Genomic DNA, 18,182 nt, shown 5'->3' with positions numbered 1-18,182 from the left:
ACTTGCCAGTGAGGGCGGTGGTCGCCAGTGGACCGAATCGATCAAGCAGCAGCACTGCATCGCCAAGCGGCGGCTGTGGTGGATGCGGCGGCACAAGCGCTGGAAGACCATGTCCCGCTCCCGCGGACCGACTTGGCCGAGCAGCACGACTTGGCCTCCCGCCTGCGTGGTGCCGCGGTCAAGTTAGCTCCGGGTTGGCTCGCCGAGCCCTTGTCCACAAAGGATCCTGGGCCGCTCGGTGAGCAGCGGCGACCTCAGTTCGTCCGGATCGGTTCGGGCGAGCCAGCCGAAGAAGCCGATTTCCCGGCGATCATTCCGCTGCTCGGTTCGGGGCACCTGACCTTCAGCGCTGATTCCCGCGATCCCCGCGTCGCGGGAGCGCTGCGCTCTGTCCTGTTGCGACTGCTGGCGACGGCACCCGCCGGGACGTTGATCGTGCGGGCCGTCGACGCTGTCGGCGGAGCGTTGTTCGCGCCCTTTGGCCAGCTCGCCGACGCCGGGCTAATGCCTCCGGCCGTCACGGACCGCACCGGGCTGCAGGCCGTCTTGGCCGAGGCCGAGCATTGGGTGAAGCCTGGCCGGCCCGTCGATCAGCGCAAACCCGCGGCCCGGCCCCGCCGTCGCGACTGCACGATGCTGCTGATCATCGCGGCACTGCCCTCGACGACCACGGCCGACGAGCTCAACCGCATCAATGCGCTCGCAGACGTGGGCCCGGCCGCCGGGCTGCACCTGATCATCGCTGGCTGGCCGCCGTTGCCACTGGGCTCCAAGCCCGCGATGGCTCCGCTCGCGACCAGCACCCAGATCGCCTTACGCACCAATCACTGTCTGCTCGGGGGGATGCCCTTCAGCACGGGGTCCAAGCCAGCGACCCCAAGCCCGACCGAGATCTGGACGGGCCTGTCCATTCCGGTGCAGCTCGACCCGGACCCGCCGGCCCCTCTCGTGCAGCGCGTGTGTGGCGAGCTCGCCGAGCGGTTCGCCGCGAGCGGGCAGGTTCACCTCATGGATCTGCTGCCCGACCCCGATCACTGGTGGGCCGAGTCCTCAGCCGACGGTCTGTCCACGACGGTTGGCCTGGCCGGAGAGCTGCCTGTTAGCTTGCACTTCACCGACCTAACCCCCCATTGGCTCGTCGGGGGCAGGCCAGGATCGGGCAAGACAGCTTTCCTCATCAACGTCCTTTATGGATTGTGTACTAGGTACGACCCCGAAGAGCTGCACCTTTACCTGCTCGATTTCAGCGTCAACGGTGCGCTCAGGCAGTTCACGCCGACCGATGACGATCCGTCGTGGCTGCCCCACGCGATCGAGGCCGGTTACGACAACGACCCGGCCAACGGGCTGGCGATGCTGCGTTCGGTGGCAAGGGAGCTGCAGCGACGGCTGACCGTGCTCAACGACGCCGGTGTGACCCGCTTCAGCCAGCTTCGCGCCTCCGGCGCTTCCCTGGCCCGCATCGTCTGCGTGATCGATGAGTATCAGCGGCTCCTGGCTAGCAGCGACGAAGCCGTGTCCTTGCTCGACTCGATCGCGAAGCTGGGCAAGACCGCTGGCGTGCATCTCGTGATGTGCTCACAGCACGCGCGCACCAGCCCGATCGTCGGGCAGTTCCTCGTGCGGGTGGCGTTGCCTGGTGGCGGCGGCGTGCTCGAGGCCAACAACGACTCCGCCGCCTCGCTGCCGCTGGGCAAGGCGGTCGTGAACACGGCCGGCGGGCTGGGCGGTCCGCGCGGGGCGACACGCGGGCATGAGAAGACGGTCCGTTTCCCCGACCCGCATGCGGACATGCAGGTCACGTCGGCGTTGCGGCAGCGGCTGTGGCAGGCGCGTGAGCCGGCCTCGGCACCACCGCTCGTTTACGCCGGCTCCATCGTGCCTATCCCCCGCCCGCCCGTGTCCATAAACGACGAGGTTGACGCGTGACGACCGAAGATGTGAGTGCCGTCTGGAATGACTATCTGACGTCGGTGCAGCGGCTCGATTCGGTACGCCGTGAGGCCGCTAGCGCGGCCGCGGCGGAAGCCGAGGCGGTGGCGTCGGCACGCACCGAGCTGCCCGTGGTGCAGGCACGCATTGGCATCCAGGCTGGCCGTCTGCTGGAGGCGGCGCTGCAGGCCGGGACGGCGCCCCCCCCGCTGGTGCCTAACACGGCTGAACAGAAGACCGCGGCGCAAACGGTGGCTGGCGGTCCGGCGGTCGTGCTGGCGGCGCTGCGGCAGGCACGGTCCACTGTGGACGTCGCTGATGCGGCCCTAGCGCGACTTGACCAGGCCGAGCAGCCGCAGGCGGTCCGCAACCTGATCGCCTATGCCCCCGCGGCGGGCCTCGCGACCCTGATCCAGTTTGGCTTCGCCCTTCTCGTCGACGACCGCACACGCACGTTCTACGCAGGCATTTGTGGACTGATCATGGCCGCGATGCTGTTCGGTGCCGCGTGGGTGGCGCTCGGCATCGTGCAGCCAAGAAAGCCGAAGACCCCGGAGATCGGGGCCCTAGTCTGCTTCAGTCCGGTCGTGCTCGTGACGCTGCTGTTCGCGATTATCTAGCGTTAATCAGCGACAGTGCCTCAGCCCGCGTCTTGGGGTCCGTCTTGTGCAGCCCACGGACCGCACTCGTGATGGTGCGCGAGCCGGGTTTGCGGATGCCACGCATCTCCATGCACATGTGCTCACACTCGAGCACCACGATGACGCCACGCGCGCCGAGCTGCGCTTGCAGCAGGTCGGCGATCTGCGACGTCAGCCGCTCCTGCACCTGTGGCCGGCGGGCGAACACTTCTACAAGCCTGGCCAGTTTGGACAGTCCCGTGATGCGCCCGTCTTCGCTGGGCAGATATCCCACGTGGGCCACGCCTTTGAAGGGCAAAAGGTGGTGTTCGCACAAGGAAAACAGCGGGATGTCTCGTACCAGAATGAGCTCGTCGTGATCTGCCTCAAAGGTCGTTTTGAGAATATTTGAGGGATCAACGCGAAGGCCCGCGAACAGCTCGGCGTAAGCACGAGCGACGCGGGCCGGGGTCTTCAGCAGACCGTCGCGGTCGGGATCTTCGCCTAACGCTAGGAGAATCTCCCGGACCGCTGCCTCTATTCGTTTCAGGTCGACGGTCTCCTCCACCGGAACTCCGGTCAAGGAGCCGTCGACCAGCCGAGCGGCTAGATAGTCCAGCTTCTCGTTCAGTTCGTACTCTCCGAGGTCTCAAGTGGGAGGCTGACTTCGTCGGCCGGCTTCACTTCAGTCGGGGTCTGCACCGGTGGCTGGGTGGATGGGGTGCGCTTGCCGAAGCCGTTGTACGGGGCCATCGGCGGGCGCTTCACCACCCGCTCGCAGATGCGGGCCATGTCCTGAGTGGAGATCGTTTCCTTCTCCATCAACTCAAGCACGATGTTGTCGAGCACGTCGCGGTATTCCACGAGAATCTCGTAGGCCTCGTCGTGCGCCAGCTCGATGAGAGAACGCACCTCGGCGTCGATCTCAGCGGCGATCGAGTCGGAGTAGTCCTTCTCGTGGCCATAGCTGCGGCCCAGGAACGGCTCGTCGCCGGCGGTGCCGTACTTGACCGCGCCGAGCTTGGAGCTCATGCCGTACTGAGTGATCATCGCGCGGGCGATCGCTGTCGCCTTCTCGATGTCGTTGCCAGCGCCCGTGGTCGGCTCGTGGAACACGAGCTCCTCGGCGGCACGTCCACCAAGCGCGTAGGCCAGGGTGTCAATCATCTCGGCCCGGGTCTGCGTGTATTTGTCCTCGGTCGGCAGCACGAGCGTGTGCCCGAGCGACCGTCCACGCGACAGGATCGTCACCTTGTGCACCGGTGCGGCGTGGGGCAGGGCCCAGGCGACGAGCGCGTGACCGCCCTCGTGGTACGCCGTGATCTTCTTCTCGTGGTCGGACATGATCCGCGTGCGGCGCTGTGGTCCGGCGATCACGCGGTCGATCGACTCTTCAAGCGCGTCGTCATCGATGGCGCGCTTGTCGTGACGTGCGGTGAGCAGCGCGGCCTCGTTGATGACGTTGGCCAGGTCAGCGCCGGTGAAACCGGGCGTGCGCCGGGCGATCGTGTCGAGGTCGACGACGGGAGTGAACGGCTTGCCCTTGGCGTGCACGCGCAGAATGGCTTTGCGGCCCTCCATGTCCGGCTGGTCAACCGCGATCTGGCGGTCGAAGCGGCCGGGACGCAGCAGCGCCGGGTCGAGGATGTCGGGGCGGTTCGTCGCGGCGATGAGGATGACCCCACCCTTGGCGTCAAAGCCGTCCATCTCGACGAGCAGCTGGTTGAGTGTCTGCTCGCGCTCGTCGTGACCGCCACCCATGCCGGCGCCGCGGTGGCGGCCGACAGCGTCGATCTCATCGACGAACACGATGGCCGGGGCGTTGGCCTTGGCCTGCTCGAAGAGGTCACGAACACGGGAGGCACCCACACCGACGAACATCTCGACGAAGTCGGAACCGGAGATCGAGTAGAACGGAACTCCAGCCTCGCCCGCGACGGCACGGGCCAGCAGGGTCTTACCGGTTCCGGGCGGGCCGAACAGCAGCACACCCTTCGGGATCTTGGCGCCGAGCGCCTGGTACTTAGCCGGATTTTGGAGGAAGTCCTTTATTTCATGGAGTTCCTCGACGGCCTCTTCAGCACCGGCGACGTCGGCAAACGTCGTCTTAGGCGTGTCCTTGCTAACGAGCTTGGCCTTCGACTTGCCGAAGTTGAGCACACGCGAGCCGCCACCTTGCATCTGCGACATGAACAGCAGAAGCAGGATCACGAGGATCGCGATCGGCAGCAGGTTCAGCAGGAGGGAGAAAAGCAGACTCTCCTGGGTGACTTCGATCGTGTAGGTATCGACTTTGCCGGCCGCGCTCGCGGCGACGACCTGGTCATAGATGTTGTTGTCGACGGAAGTCTGTGCGGCCGTGGGGAAGGCGGTCTGGATCCGGTCGGTCTTCTTGTCATCACCCGGGAAGGTCGCCTCCTCCTTCAGCTCAAGCTGAAGCAGCTGCTCCTTGTCCAAGATGGTGGCCTTCTTGATGCCGCCCTTGTTGAGCTGCTCCATGGCAACTTTGGTGTCGACATCTCGGTAACTCGGTCCACTCGAGAACATCTGACCGACGAAGAAAGCCACGCCAGCGATGATCAATAGCCAAAAGATTGGCCTGCGGAAGAAACGCGTTCGCTCCATGCTGGTTATCGGATCCTGATCGTTTGAGTCGGGTCAGCTTGAATCGAAGGTACACCGGGGGGACCCGCGATTCATTAATGCGGGCGGTTCACCGGAGAAGCTTCAGGATTTTCACAGCGTCGTTCGCCGACAGCGAACAGAGCCACGGCGTCAACGCGAGTAAACGTCCGGATGGAGGATACCGACGTACGGGACTTCGCGGTAGCGCTCGTTGTAATCAAGCCCATAGCCGACAACGAACTCGTTCGGGATATCAAACCCGACGTACTTGACCGGAACCGTAACCTTGACGGCGTCAGGCTTGCGGAACAGGGCTACGACTTCGACGCTCTTGGCCGAGCGCGATTCCAGGTATTTCAAGAGCCAGCTGAGCGTGAGGCCGGAGTCCACGATGTCCTCGACGACGATCACGTGCTTGCCAGCGATGTCCCGGTCGAGGTCCTTGAGGATGCGGACCACTCCAGAGGAGGTCGTGCCCTGGCCATAGGAGGACACCGCCATGAATTCCAGCTCGACCGCGGGACCACCAGCGGCACCGAGCGCGCGAGAGAAATCCGCCATGAACATGACCGCACCCTTGAGAACACAAACAAGAAGCAGGCCGTCCACCGACGCGTAGTCGGTCGCGACCTGCTTCGCTAGTTCCCCGGTCTTGGCGTGGAGTTCTTCTTCCGTGATGATCACGCGCTCAATATCCGCGTCATACCAGCCCATGTGGTTAAGAGTGCCGGATGAAAGGGTCCCTCGGCACGTCGGGGTCGTTATTCGATTTGATCAGCCCAAGGTTCCCTAGGATCCCCGCCACAATGAGGAGGCCTGTAAGGAGCAGTAGTGCGGTCATGTCCTTATCTTGCTCGTGGCACTCCACGCTGGACAGTGGCAGATATGCCATTGGTCATCGAATTTCGGCCAGATAGACTGTGCTCATGCTCACCAACGTGGCAGTCCTCGCCCTGAACCCCGTCGCCTCGTTCGAGATAGGCGTTTTGTGCGAGATTTTTGGCACCGATCGCACGGTTGACGGCTTTCCTGGGTACAAGTTCTCGCTGTGCTCCGACGGCGCGGCTCCGCTGCAAACCGAGGCCGGCTTTTCGCTGCTGCCCAACGCTGACCTCAACGCGCTCGACAACGCCGACTTGATCGCCATCCCGGGCTGCCCGCCTGGTTTCCGCGTGCACCCCACCGCGGGAGAGGCCGACGGCATAAAGAACGCCGTGCTGCCACAAGAGGCGATCGATGCCCTAAAGAGAGCGCACGAGCGCGGTGCCTGGATCCTTTCCATGTGTACTGGCGCCTTCGCCCTCGGCTACGCCGGTTTGCTCGACGGACGGCGCTGCACCACCCACTGGCGGCACGCCGGTCAGCTCGCCGAATACTTCCCGGCCGCTGAAGTCGTGCCCGACCGGCTGTATGTCCAAGATGGACGGATCATCACCGGTGCGGGAACAGCGGCCGGGATCGACGCCTGCTTGCACCTCATCCGCCAGGAGCACGGTGCCGGAGTCGCGAACAAACTCGCCCGGCGCATGGTGGTCGCCCCGCACCGGGCCGGTGGCCAGGCTCAATTCATCGAAGCGCCGGTACCAGACACCGCTGCCGCCGACGGCTTGCAGCCTTTGCTGGAGTGGATGCTGACCCACCTGGACGCGCAACTGACCGTTGATGAACTGGCGCAGCGATCTCACATGGCACCACGCACGTTCGCCAGGCGCTTCCGCGCGGAGACGGGCGCTAGCCCGCACGACTGGCTGACGCATCAGCGTGTGCTGTTCGCCCGGCGGCTGCTTGAGGAGACCGAGCTGCCCATTGAGCAGATCGCGGCCCGTGCCGGGTTTGGTGACGCGGCGACCCTGCGGCATCACTTCACCCGGCGGGCCGGGACGACTCCTCAGCACTACCGCCAGCAGTTCAAGCTAGTGCGGAGCTGAGACGCCGAGTTTCGTGCGCACGAGCGTTGTGCCTGGTACCCCGTCGCTGGTCATCGAAGCCGTCAACAGGTGATCGTCGGCGGGGGCCAGCCCCGTCACGGTCACGCCGAAGCGCAGCACGCCACCGGGACGGCCACCGGCCGACCGCACCACGAGATCCTTGTCCGGCCGGGAGGTGAGCAGCTCGCCCTTGCCCAGGGCGTTCTCCGCGCCGACGGCGAACTTTATGTCCCCGCTCGGCAGGGCGTCGGGGTCGTAGGCGAACCGGATCTCCTCCCGCTCACCGGTGGCGATCCAGACCTGGAACTGCTGGCGCACCTCGGTCCCGTAGACCTTGACCCGCCACTCGGCCACGATCCACTCGCGACCGTCCACGGTCGAGGTGGCGACCTTGATGCCCTCGGCCGCGGTCCCGTCTAGGTCAGCCCAGTAGGGCGCGAGGATGTTGTTGGGCCGGTTCTTGTCCAAGCCGCCGGGCGGTTCGAAGCGCACGTCCTGGACGGTGCCTCCCCCGACGACGAGGTAGCCGTTGGAGACCACGCCGAGCCGGTTATAGCTGCTCCCGGCATAACGGAACGACGGGACGTCGTAGGTGATCATCTCTTCGTCGCCGATGGGATCCGCGCCGACGGCCAGTGGGGTAAACCCGCGTCCCTCCACAGTGGACAGATTTGGCTTGCCCGGGATCACACCGTCCAGGGAGGACTTCCTGACCACGGGCGATCCGCCGAGACCGGTGCTCAGGGAGGTGGAGACGTTGACGGAGGCGTCCTCAAAGCCCGTGTTCGCGGCTTCCACGTGACACGTCGTGCTCTCACCGATCGACAGCTCAGACGTGGCGCACCCGGAGGTCAATGTGACCTTGCCCTGCGTCGGGCGGAACGCGACGGGCAGGTGCACCGTGGGGAAATCGCTTTGCGGCGAGAGAGTCACCGTCGCGAACCGCCACTGCGCGTCGGCCTCACGGGAAGCGATCGTGATCGTCAACTCGGCCTCGCCCCGCGCCGGGACGCTGATCAGCGAAGGTGACGCCGTCACCGAGGAATCGCTGGACTTCACGCGGTAGGTGATTCGTTCCCCCGTGTCATTGCGCAGCGTGCGGACCGTCGTGAGTCTTCCCGGCATCACGGGCGCGTTCACCGACGGGAGGTTGAGATCAACCGCCTTGACCTCGTCGTCAGCGAATTCGAGCATGCGGTTCGCCGTCTCGGCGATGGTGATCCCTGGGCGGGCCGCTTTGTCGGCGGCGATGCGGCCGGCTCCGAAGTCCATCGGGTCGGCTGGCGTCTTGAGATCTTCCTTGACTACGTCGGTGATCGCGGTAGTCATCAAAGCCGATTTGATCTGCCCGGGAGTCCACTCGGGCCGCTTCGCCGCGAGAAGCGCTGCCACGCCGGCCACGTGCGGGGACGACATGGACGTTCCCGCAATAGCCTGAAATAGCTCCCCAGGAGGTCCGCCAGCGATCTCATCCGGCATAGGCGTGTGTCCGGCGAGAATCTGGACACCGGGCGCGGTGACGTCGGGCTTGAGTCCTAGACCGCCCGGCCCACGCGAGGAAAAGCCGGCCATGACGTCTCCTTTGCCGCGCTCTTGTGCCCCCGCGCCAAACGTCGCCGTGGTCGCGCTGTCCAGCACCGTGAGCAGCGAAGCATCGGGCAAGTGGACGGTCGGGATCCAGTGGTTATCCGTCTCGGTGTCCTGAAGGGACGGATTGAACAGGATCATGCCGAGGGCGCCGCCGCGACGGACATTCCAGCCCTTCTCCACGCGAGCGTTGCCACCGCGCTCACAGACCACTATCTTGCCTTCGAACGCGCGGGGCTTGGCGGGATCGAGGCACTTTCCACCGCGTACCACCGGGGCGGGGCCAACCCCCGCGGTGATGGAGGCGCCGGTGAAGGTCTTGTCTCCTGAAGGCGTGGCCAAGGTGAGCCGGGCACTGAACTCGCGCGTCTGCGTCGAGGCGGCGACCGTGGTCAGCCAGGGCGCGAGGTGGTTGACCGTCCCCGCACCAGGCCCGGAGTTACCAGCCGATGCCGCCACGAAGACTCCTGCGGCATAGGCGTCCAGAAACGCCATCTCCACAGGGTCGGTGAACGGATCGGTCCCGCCGGAGATCGAGTAGTTGATGACGTCGACCCGGTCCTTGATCGCCTGCTCGATCGCGGCAGCGGAATCAGACGACATGCAGCCCTTTGCCCCGCAAACCTTGTAAACGCTCAACCACGCGCCCGGAGCGATGCCACCGACGGGACCCCGGTCGACGCCGAAGACCTTCGCGCTGCTCAGAACGTTGCCGGCCGCAGTCGAAGCGGTGTGGGTCCCGTGCCCGTCGCTGTCACGAGCCGTCGTGTACGTCTCTGTCTTGTGGACGGTCAGATAGGACTCCAGGAACGGGCGGCCGCCGATCAGCTTGTTGTTGCACTTGAAGTCCTGCCCGAAATCGCAGGTCAGCTTCTTGGGCGGCTTGCCGAGGTTGCCTTGATCAGCGAAGCTCGGGTGCTCTGGCCAGGCTCCCGTGTCGAGGATGCCAACCGTGACGCCTTTGCCCGCCTGGCGCGTGCCTTGCTGCTGCTGGATTCGGTCGGCGCCCAGGAACTCGCTGGAAGCGTCCGTGAGCGGCTGGCGCAACTCGTCCTTCTGCACGGCCACGACACCGTCGAGGGCGAGCAGCTCTTTGACCCGGTTGGCCGCGATGGTGATCGCGAGTCCACCGTAGACAGTCCGCAGCCGGTGCCTGACCTTCGAGCCGGGCAGATATCGAGCCAGGAGGTCGGTGAACTTGTCTTCCCGCTGGGCGAGAAACGCCTCATACGCCAGTTCGGCGGCGTTGCCGTCCAGTTTGCGGCCCGTCGCGGCCGGGCTAGTCGGCCCAAATCCGGCAACGCCGCCGCGATAACTGGCCACCGAATCGTGGTCGAGCTTGACCAGCACTGGGATGAGTTCGGCGTCGGAACGCCCGAGCAGGCCACGGTCCGTGCGGGCGAGCCGGCTGCTTTGCGCCTTCCCTGCCTCTTCCCGCGCAGATGGCTGAATCTTGTGGTCGGCCGCATGGGCTGCGCTGCCTGCCACCGCTTGCGAGAGGGTCGCCAGTATGACAAGCCCGACAATCACGGGAAGCTTCACATAGCGGACAACGAATGGCTTTCTACCAGGCAGCGGCTAGGCCGTCGGCCCGCGGTTCTGAGCCGGCCACATAGACGCCGGACGCGTCCCGCCAGATCGCCTGACCCATGCCAAAGACCGATGGCTCGTGCCGGACCGTCACGTCGTGACCTCGGCTAACGAGGTCCTCGATCGGGAGTCCTTCTTCGGCGAGCACGCGAAGGTCACGATCCCAGAACCACCGCTTGCGGGCGAGTGCCGCCTGCGGATCAAGGCCTTCGTCCACGGTCGCGAGCACGAGCTGAAGGTGGCCCTGCGGTTGCATATGCCCACCCATCACGCCAAACGGTCCGATAGGGACACCGTCGCGAGACAGGAAACCGGGAATGATGGTGTGGAACGGACGTTTGCCCGGCCCTGCAGCATTTGGGTGATCGGCGTTGAGCGAGAGATCAGCGCCACGGTTCTGCAGCCCGAAGCCGTATCCAGGGACGACGACGTAGGACCCAAAGCCCATGTAGTTGGACTGAATCAGGCTGACCATGCCGCCATCGCTGTCTGCCGCGGCTAGGTAAACGGTGCCGCCACGCACCGGGTCACCGGGACTCGGCAGCGCCGCGGACGGTCCGATCAGCTTGCGTCTTTGCTCCACGTAGGACGGATCGAGCAACCCGGGCATCGGCGCGTCTGCCACGTAAGCGTGCGCGTCGGCGAAGGCCAGCTTCATCGCCTCGATCTGTTCGTGCAGCCCGTGCTCGGGCAGACCGTCAAGCAAGGCCAAGGCCTGCAGCGCGGCCACCCCTTGGCCGTTAGGCGGCAGCTCATGCACGGTGAAGCCGCGATAGTTCGCCGAGATCGGCTGCACCCACTCGCTCTGGTGCGCCTCGAGATCAGCCATCGTGAGCAGGCCACCCGTGCTGGAGGCGAAAGACGTCATCGCGTGCGCGATCTCGCCGGCGTAAAACTCCTGGCCATGGCTTCCCGCGATGATCCGCAACGCTCGGCCCTTAGCGGGATTGCGGTAGATCTCCCCTGCTCGCGGCCGCTGGCCGAAGATCTCCGTCCACTCCCGACACTCCGGCTTATCGGACGCCGTCGCCCTCGCCCAGCTCGCGGCAACCACTGGGGAGACCGGGAAGCCTTCTTCGGCGTACCGGATCGCGTCGGTAAACAGCCTTTCGAACGGCACCCTGCCGAAATGCTCGTGCAGGTCAGCCCAGGCTCTGGGCGCTCCGGGCACGGTTACCGGCAACCAGCCTCGCTCGCGGTCCGCCTCGGTCGCGCTTTGAAAAGCCTCCAAAGACAAATTCCCGGGTGTACGCCCGGAGCCGTTCAGCCCATAGAGGAGTTGACCATCCCACACCTGAGCGAACAGATCCCCGCCGATGTCGTTGGACCCGGGCTGGACCACCGTCAGGGTGATCGCGGCGGCTAAGGCCGCGTCGACGGCGGAACCGCCTTCTCGCAGGATCGCCAGCCCGGCCTGGGCGGCTAATGGCTGACTCGTCGCGACTACCCCATGGCGGGCGTAAACGGGAGGACGCACGCTCTTCACCCTAAGCCAGTTCGCCCGAGCGCGGGTGCCCCGCTTTGCTTCACCGGGCGAGCGGTGGGATTCGGGCGCTAGTGTCGGTATATGGCACTCGTTGACTGGGACCTGGCCACCTCGACCGCCGCCCATCTGGGCCCGACCGGCCCGTCAGTCTCGCTGTCCGAGGCCACCTCCGTGGTGCGGCAGCTGCGCCAGCTCGCTGACGAGGCCACCGATCACGTCACCGCCTTCACCGGGCTCTCGCCGCAGATCACGGACAGTCCGGTCCGGGTCGTCGACCGCAAGACGTGGGCTGCCGTCAATGTCACGGGTTTGCGTGACATCGTCTCGCCACTGTCTGAGAAAGCGGGAGTCCTCAACAACCCCGTGACCGCCAAGGTCGCCGGAGTTCAAGCTGGTGCCTTGCTCGCTTACCTGTCTGGCAAAGTGCTCGGACAATACGACGTGTTTGTCCCACCAGGACAGTTGCTTCTAGTCGCCCCCAACATCGTCGCGTTCGAGCGGAAGCTAAGGGCTGATCCGCACGACTTCCGGCTGTGGGTGTGCATTCACGAAGCCACGCACCGCGCCCAGTTCACCGGCGTTCCTTGGCTACGGGACCACTTCATCAAAGAGGTTAAGTCCTATGTGGCCGCATCGGAGACGCCTCGTGCGCTCGGCCAGCAGATCGGCAAGCTCTTGCGGGCGGCACAGGGCAAAGATGACGTCAGCCTGCTCGAAGCGATGCAGACTCCAGAGCAGCGCAAGATCCTCGACCGGCTGACCGCCTTGCTGACCTTGCTCGAAGGTCACGCCGAAGTGGTCATGGACGGGGTCGGTCCTCAGGTCATCCCGACCGTCAGCGATATCCGTGCCGCTTTCGACCGCCGCCGCACCGGTGGCAGCCCGATCGAGCAGTACCTTCGGCGGCTTCTCGGTATGGACGTCAAACTCAAGCAGTACCTCGAAGGCCGCAAGTTCGTCGCCGCGGTCATCGCCCGCGTTGGCATGCAGGACTTCAATCGCGTGTTCACGTCACCGGAAACGCTGCCACGGCTGCCGGAGCTGACCGACCCGGACGCTTGGGTCTCCCGTGTCGTCACTGTCTGAGCCTCACGCCGCCTCGGTGGCGTCTTGGCGAGCAGGGTCACAGGGAGGGCTGAGTCCGGCGGTCGCCGATACACGTAACGCTGTGCGTGCGGTTTCGCCCACGGGACTGGTCTTCGTCGCGTGCTCGGGCGGGGCCGACTCGATGGCGCTGGCCGCCGCGGCGCGCTTTGTCGCCTCGCGCGACGGGTGGCGAGCCGGTCTGATCACGGTGGATCACCAGCTCCAGCACGACTCTGCCGCCGTGGCGGCCTCGGTCGCCGCGTTGCCTGGGTTTGACCCCGCGATCGTGGTCGCCGTTTCGGTTGGGACACAAGGCGGACCGGAAGCGGCGGCACGTGAGGCTCGCTATGAAGCCTTGGCACGGGTGGCGCTGGAGCACGGGGCGAGCAGTGTCCTGTTAGGACATACGGAGGACGATCAAGCCGAAACAGTCTTACTCGCGTTGACCCGCGGAGCCGGGCCCCGCGGGCTGTCCGGGATGCCACAAACCCAAGTGCGGCACGGGATGACGTTTGTCCGTCCGTTCCTTGGCCTGTCCCGGGCCACGTTGCGCGAGGCCTGTTACGCACAAGGACTGTCCATTTGGGACGATCCGCATAACAGCGATCCGGCTTTCACCAGGTCCCGGTTGCGGCTGTCGAAACTGACCGAAACGTTGGGCGATGACGTGGTGCCCAACCTCGCGCGGTCGGCCGCCCTGATCGCGGCCGACTCCTCCTACCTGGATGAGCTGGCCGTTACCGAGCTGGAAAAGCTCGGCGACGGACCGCTCGACGTCACTGTGCTGAGCACTTTGCCCACCCCGATCCGCACCCGGGTGCTGCACCTGTGGGCGGCGGCGCTGGGCGCTCCCCGTGCCTCGCTATCGCACCGGCACGTCGCCGCCCTCGACGCGTTGGTCACGCGCTGGCACGGTCAGGGCGCGGTCGCCTTACCTGGCCGCGTTTTCGTCGAACGACGCGACGGCTACTTAACGCGCATCTGATTGTTGCGGGCCTCGTGGGTCACTTCCGCTAATCCGAGTGCTTCCAAAAGCGGCGGCAGGTAGACACCGAACCGCCCACGGTAGCCCTTCCTCAAGCCGTACCAACCTTTGACGGGATTGTCCTCGGAACGGCCCCAAGCCTCGACGCTCCCCTCAGGAGCTGGCTTCTGCTCATCGGCACCACCGAGCGGCATCCAGTCCCCGTGCTTCTTCAGCATCGCGTGCAAGTCTTCGATCGCCCGCAACCGATAGCGCAGTTGCGTGCTGCCAACCTGGCACACCAGCTCGGGCGGATTCGCCGACTCGTCCTTCCACATTTGGTACTCGCCTTTGCCCGGCGGCGTCACTAGCTGCCACGGGTCGTCAGGCGTTCCTTTGCCCTTCGCCATGCCTTCAACGTAGCCCCGCGCCGCCTCACGCGGGACTCAGACGTCTGTAAAGGTCGATGAGGGGTCGGGTGATTGTTGCTGACGAGGAACCGTTGCCTTGGCGGCCTTGCGGCGTGTGAGGTAGCGGCCCAGGGGTTCGGCCGCACGAGCGGACAGCGGGCCGATCACCGCGAGGATAAGGACATAGGCGGCGGCTAGTGGGCCGAGTTCGGGGGTGATGCCCGCGGCGACAGCCAGTCCGGCGATGACGATGTTGAACTCGCCTCGCGGAACCAGTGCCGCACCGGCGCGCAGCCGACCCGATGGGCCGATTCCAGCCCGGCGGGCGGCCCACCAACCGGTCGCCATTTTGGTGCCGACGCCAGCGAGTGCCATGAGGCCAGCGACCCACGCGACGGGAAGCAGCAAGGCGGGATCGGTGTGAAGTCCAAAGAAGACAAAGAACACCGCGGCGAACAGGTCGCGCAGTGGGCTGAGCAGTTGCCGTGCGGTGTGCGCGAGCGGGCCGGAAAGCGCGATGCCGACGAGGAAAGCGCCCACGGCCGCCGACACCTGAAGGTACTGCGCGACTCCAGCGACGAGAACGGTGAGTCCCAAAACCTTGAGCAGCAACACTTCTTCGCTAGGCGACGAGACCGCCTTCTCGACGAGATGCCCAAAGCGCAGCGCTATCACCAGAATCACGGTGATCGTGACCGCGGCGATGGCGAGCGTGATCGATCCGGCGAGCAGGCCAGCACCGGCTAGCAGCGCGGTCAGGATCGGCAGGTAGATCGCCATCGTGAGGTCTTCGAACACCAATAGCGACAACACGACTGGCACTTCACGGTTGCCCAGCCAGCCCAGGTCGGCCATCACCTTCGCGGTGATGCCCGAAGACGTGACGTAGGTGATGCCACCGAGCGCCACGGCGGCAACCGGTCCCCAGCCCAGAAACAGTGCGACCGCGACCCCGGGGGCAGCGTTGAGCACGAGGTCGAGAAGTCCGGCCGGGGCGTTATTGCGCAACGTGCCGACCAGTTCCGGTGCGGTGTATTCCAGGCCCAGCGTGAACAGCAGCAGGATCACGCCGATCTCGGCGCCCGTCGCGGTGAACTCCTCGCTCGTCGCCAGCGGCAGCACGCCACCGTGTCCAAAAGCCAAGCCAGCCAGCAGATAGAGCGGAATCGGAGAGATGCTCCAGCGAACGGATAGCGCGCCAAGCAATCCCAGGCCTAGGACGATGGCACCGATTTCAATGAGGACAACGGCACTGTGCATAGGCCGGCCCCTCGTCAGCCGTTGGTGAGCAGATCGGCGACGGCGGTAGTGCCGTCACTGGTCCCCACCACGACAACGATGTCGCCCGAATGAAACACGAAATCAGGCCGTGGTGACGCGATCACCTCGGGTCCACGCACGACAGCCACGATCGACGCACCGGTCCTGGTGCGTGCCTGGGTGTCGCCCAGGGTCTGGCCGTCGAATGGTGAACCGGAAGCGATGGGAATCTGTGAAGTGACCAGACCGGTCACCTGCTTTTGCAGCCGTGCCAGCCGCTCGACGATCCGCGCTGTGCCAAGCAACTCCGCGAGCCCGTTGGCCTCGTCGGGGGTCAGCGTCAGCGTCGCGATCGCCGTGTCGGGATCGTGCCGGTCATACACGACGAGATCGCGGCGGCCGGTGTGGTGCGAGATGACGGCTGCCTGCTGACCACGGCCCGTGCGAAAGTCATGTCGAAACCCGATCCCGGGAAGATCTGTAAGTTCAACATCCATCGCCGGATTCTAGTCAGCCGCAGCCGCAAGCAGCGATCCGGGCGACAATCCGATCAAGAGCTTCTTGCGCTGGGTACTGCCCGACGGGCACCTGATTAGCCAGCACAGAGAAGGCGTAAAGCCCGCCGTCCATCGTTTGCACGACCCCGGAAATCGCGTTGATGCCGTTCAGGGTTCCGCTCTTGGCACGCACCACGCCACGGCCGTTGAGCGCGTCGCTTTCGGCGAAACGGGTCGCCATCGAGCCGGACCACCCCGCGACCGGCAGCGCGTTGATGACGTCACCGATCTTCGGGTGCTTGCCATCGGCCGCGAGGCGCAACAGCCCCGTGAACACAGCCGGGCTCACCTGGTTTTGCCGGGAGTAGCCGGCGCCATCGACCAGATGTGCCTGGTCAGCGGGCAAACCCAACTCCACCAGCACCTCTTGGGTCGCGGCGGCTCCGCCTTCGAATGACGCGGGTTTGTTGCGGGCCAACGCGACCTGACGGGCTAGCGCCTCGGCCAGGGTGTTGTCGCTTTCGGCCAGCATTTGCTCCAGCTGACGCAACATGGGTGCGGACTGGACGGCGCCTAGCTCGGCGGCTCCTGTCACGACGGTGCCCTTGGTGACGGCTTCCTCTGGTACCCCTAAAAGGCGCGCCAGCGCACGGCCCGCGGCCAGATCGGGCTCGGCGTAGCGCGTGAACGGCATGATCTTCTGGCGCAAGTCACTGCGGCCGCCGTCGATCATGATTGGCAGGATCTTCGAGGTGTAGCCCTGCTCGTGCTCGTCTGGGTCCCAGCCCGGGCCGAGCAACTGTCCGGTGTAGAGGCTCGTGTCGAGGATGACCTTCGTCGGTGCGACGCCCCCGAGGTTCTTCTTGATCTGATCGGCGAGGTCGCTTAAACGGCCGGCCCCGGCGTAGTAGCCCTCGTTGCCGCCGGCCAGCGTCACATCTCCGGCCGCGACAAGCACGACCTCGCCAGGCGTCGCGCCGGCGTAAGCCTTGGTGGTGATGCGGTAACCCGCACCTCGGGTCGCGAGGACAGCGGCGGCCGTGATGATCTTCGCGTTGGAGGCCGGGGTGCGCACGGCGTTGCCCCGGTGGTCATAGACAACAGTGCCGGTCCGCAGATCGACCACGGAAGCGTTGACGTTCTGGCCCAGCTCCGAGCCGTTGATAAGAGGGTCGAGTGCCTCGCGCATCCGGGTCGCGGCCGCACTTCCGCCCAGGCCAATCGGGGCGAGCACGGGAACCGCGCTGCGCTCCGGGCTAGGCGACGCCTCGGGCGCGGCGAACTCCGGTTTGCCGATGGTCAGCCAATAGCCCGTCACGCCACCACCGGCTAGCAGCGCCACGATGATGATCACGATTAGCGGCCAGCGGCGCCGACGCTTTTCCACAGCGGGGGCCGGCTGGTTGTGCACAGCCTGTGGATAAACCCCACCCCACGGCGGTCCATCCTGTGGATAACTAGGTGGAAAAGCAGATATCCCCTGCTGGGAAGCCTGTGGATAACCACTACCTGACGAACCCGCCCCGCCGGCAGGGCCCGGCCCGTAGTGTGAAGCTGGCCTCCCCAATGGAGCCTCCTTCGAGATTTGCGGTCGAGCTAGGAGACACTGACGTCGTTGAACATACAGGCTTAGCGGAGAGTGAAATGGACTTCGACGTTACCGTGGAGATCCCTCGCGGGCAGCGCAACAAGTACGAGGTGGATCACGAGACTGGCCGCATCCGGCTAGACCGAACCCTTTTCACCTCTACGCAGTATCCAGCCGACTACGGCTTCATCGAGAACACGCTCGGTGAGGATGGTGACCCGCTCGACGCCCTCGTGCTCGTGCAGTCGCCGACCTTCCCCGGCTGCCTCATCAAGTGCCGCGCCATCGGCATGTTCCGCATGCGGGACGAAAAAGGCGGCGACGACAAGGTTCTTTGCGTTCCCGCATATGACCCGCGCCTAGAGCACCTGCGCGACATCTTCCACGTGCCGGAGTTCGACCGGCTCGAGATCCAGCACTTCTTCGAGGTCTATAAGGACCTTGAGCCCGGCAAGAGCGTCGAGGGCGCGACCTGGGTCGGCCGCGTCGAGGCCGAAGCCGAGATCGAGCGCTCCTTCCAGCGTCTTAAGGACGCCGGCGGTCTCCCCAAGCACTGACCGTCTGCAAGCCTGCAAAAGAGATCCACATCCCAGCCCGGGATGTGGATCT

General features: G+C 65.4%; 15 protein-coding genes. 6 read left to right on the top strand and 9 right to left on the bottom strand.

The features are described from left to right. The first annotated feature begins 27 nt into the window (after positions 1 to 27). Both A3E1_RS41460 and A3E1_RS41455 read left to right on the top strand, forming a co-directional pair. Positions 28 to 1,929, top strand: a complete 1,902-nt coding sequence (locus tag A3E1_RS41460; RefSeq protein ID WP_020522979.1) for an FtsK/SpoIIIE domain-containing protein — start codon at positions 28 to 30, stop codon at positions 1,927 to 1,929. Further along, positions 1,926 to 2,552: a hypothetical protein gene (locus tag A3E1_RS41455; RefSeq protein ID WP_020522978.1), complete on the top strand. Its 627-nt coding sequence runs from the start codon at positions 1,926 to 1,928 to the stop codon at positions 2,550 to 2,552. Before A3E1_RS41460 ends, A3E1_RS41455 begins: the two co-directional genes overlap by 4 nt. Here A3E1_RS41455 and folE read toward each other — a convergent pair. The 3 genes from folE to hpt all read right to left on the bottom strand — a co-directional run bounded on the left by folE (position 2,545) and on the right by hpt (position 5,891). Further along, the gene (folE, locus tag A3E1_RS0122105; protein ID WP_026208715.1) at positions 2,545 to 3,171 is read right to left on the bottom strand and encodes a GTP cyclohydrolase I FolE; all 627 of its coding nucleotides are present in this window, start codon (positions 3,169 to 3,171) and stop codon (positions 2,545 to 2,547) included. The two genes, A3E1_RS41455 and folE, sit on opposite strands and share 8 nt — an antisense overlap. Before the next feature lie 8 nt (positions 3,172 to 3,179). Further along, a complete protein-coding gene (gene ftsH / locus A3E1_RS0122100) occupies positions 3,180 to 5,177 on the bottom strand; it encodes an ATP-dependent zinc metalloprotease FtsH (protein ID WP_020522976.1) in 1,998 nt (665 codons plus the stop codon). Positions 5,178 to 5,327: 150 nt separating this feature from the next. After that, positions 5,328 to 5,891 (bottom strand): hypoxanthine phosphoribosyltransferase, encoded by a 564-nt coding sequence (gene hpt, locus A3E1_RS0122095; protein ID WP_020522975.1) that lies wholly within the window; start codon positions 5,889 to 5,891, stop codon positions 5,328 to 5,330. 212 nt (positions 5,892 to 6,103) lie between these two features. Between hpt and A3E1_RS0122085 the strand changes: the two genes are divergently transcribed. Beyond that, positions 6,104 to 7,105, top strand: coding sequence for a GlxA family transcriptional regulator (locus A3E1_RS0122085; RefSeq protein WP_020522973.1), 1,002 nt, complete (start codon positions 6,104 to 6,106; stop codon positions 7,103 to 7,105). Here the strand turns inward: A3E1_RS0122085 and A3E1_RS47760 are convergent. Further along, positions 7,091 to 10,222: a S8 family serine peptidase gene (locus A3E1_RS47760; RefSeq protein WP_020522972.1), complete on the bottom strand. Its 3,132-nt coding sequence runs from the start codon at positions 10,220 to 10,222 to the stop codon at positions 7,091 to 7,093. The genes A3E1_RS0122085 and A3E1_RS47760 overlap by 15 nt on opposite strands. 34 nt (positions 10,223 to 10,256) lie before the next feature. After that, positions 10,257 to 11,759 (bottom strand): gamma-glutamyltransferase family protein, encoded by a 1,503-nt coding sequence (locus A3E1_RS0122075; protein WP_245571299.1) that lies wholly within the window; start codon positions 11,757 to 11,759, stop codon positions 10,257 to 10,259. Between the two features lie 90 nt (positions 11,760 to 11,849). On the opposite strand from A3E1_RS0122075, the gene A3E1_RS0122070 reads away from it, so the two are divergent. Both A3E1_RS0122070 and tilS read left to right on the top strand, forming a co-directional pair. Beyond that, entirely contained in the window at positions 11,850 to 12,854 is a 1,005-nt protein-coding gene (locus tag A3E1_RS0122070) for a zinc-dependent metalloprotease (protein WP_020522970.1), read from the top strand. A gap of 82 nt (positions 12,855 to 12,936) precedes the next feature. Then, the gene (gene tilS / locus A3E1_RS0122065; RefSeq protein WP_020522969.1) at positions 12,937 to 13,839 is read left to right on the top strand and encodes a tRNA lysidine(34) synthetase TilS; all 903 of its coding nucleotides are present in this window, start codon (positions 12,937 to 12,939) and stop codon (positions 13,837 to 13,839) included. Here the strand turns inward: tilS and A3E1_RS0122060 are convergent. From A3E1_RS0122060 to dacB, 4 genes are read right to left on the bottom strand one after another with little or no spacing between them, the layout of a single operon-like run. Further along, positions 13,821 to 14,228 (bottom strand): DUF6855 family protein, encoded by a 408-nt coding sequence (locus A3E1_RS0122060; protein ID WP_020522968.1) that lies wholly within the window; start codon positions 14,226 to 14,228, stop codon positions 13,821 to 13,823. The genes tilS and A3E1_RS0122060 overlap by 19 nt on opposite strands. Before the next feature lie 36 nt (positions 14,229 to 14,264). After that, the gene (locus tag A3E1_RS0122055; protein ID WP_020522967.1) at positions 14,265 to 15,488 is read right to left on the bottom strand and encodes a cation:proton antiporter; all 1,224 of its coding nucleotides are present in this window, start codon (positions 15,486 to 15,488) and stop codon (positions 14,265 to 14,267) included. Between the two features lie 14 nt (positions 15,489 to 15,502). After that, positions 15,503 to 15,985: a cation:proton antiporter regulatory subunit gene (locus A3E1_RS0122050; protein WP_020522966.1), complete on the bottom strand. Its 483-nt coding sequence runs from the start codon at positions 15,983 to 15,985 to the stop codon at positions 15,503 to 15,505. 13 nt (positions 15,986 to 15,998) lie between these two features. Next, positions 15,999 to 17,396, bottom strand: a complete 1,398-nt coding sequence (gene dacB, locus A3E1_RS0122045) for a D-alanyl-D-alanine carboxypeptidase/D-alanyl-D-alanine endopeptidase (protein WP_020522965.1) — start codon at positions 17,394 to 17,396, stop codon at positions 15,999 to 16,001. 233 nt (positions 17,397 to 17,629) lie between these two features. Between dacB and A3E1_RS0122040 the strand changes: the two genes are divergently transcribed. Further along, positions 17,630 to 18,130: an inorganic diphosphatase gene (locus A3E1_RS0122040; protein ID WP_020522964.1), complete on the top strand. Its 501-nt coding sequence runs from the start codon at positions 17,630 to 17,632 to the stop codon at positions 18,128 to 18,130. Positions 18,131 to 18,182: the final 52 nt, after the last annotated feature.

This window comes from Catelliglobosispora koreensis DSM 44566, assembly GCF_000379685.1.
In the GTDB taxonomy this organism is placed as follows: Bacteria; Actinomycetota; Actinomycetes; order Mycobacteriales; family Micromonosporaceae; genus Catelliglobosispora; species Catelliglobosispora koreensis.
The sequence above is the reverse complement of the archived record's forward strand: the minus strand, read 5'-3'. Positions and strand labels throughout refer to the sequence as shown.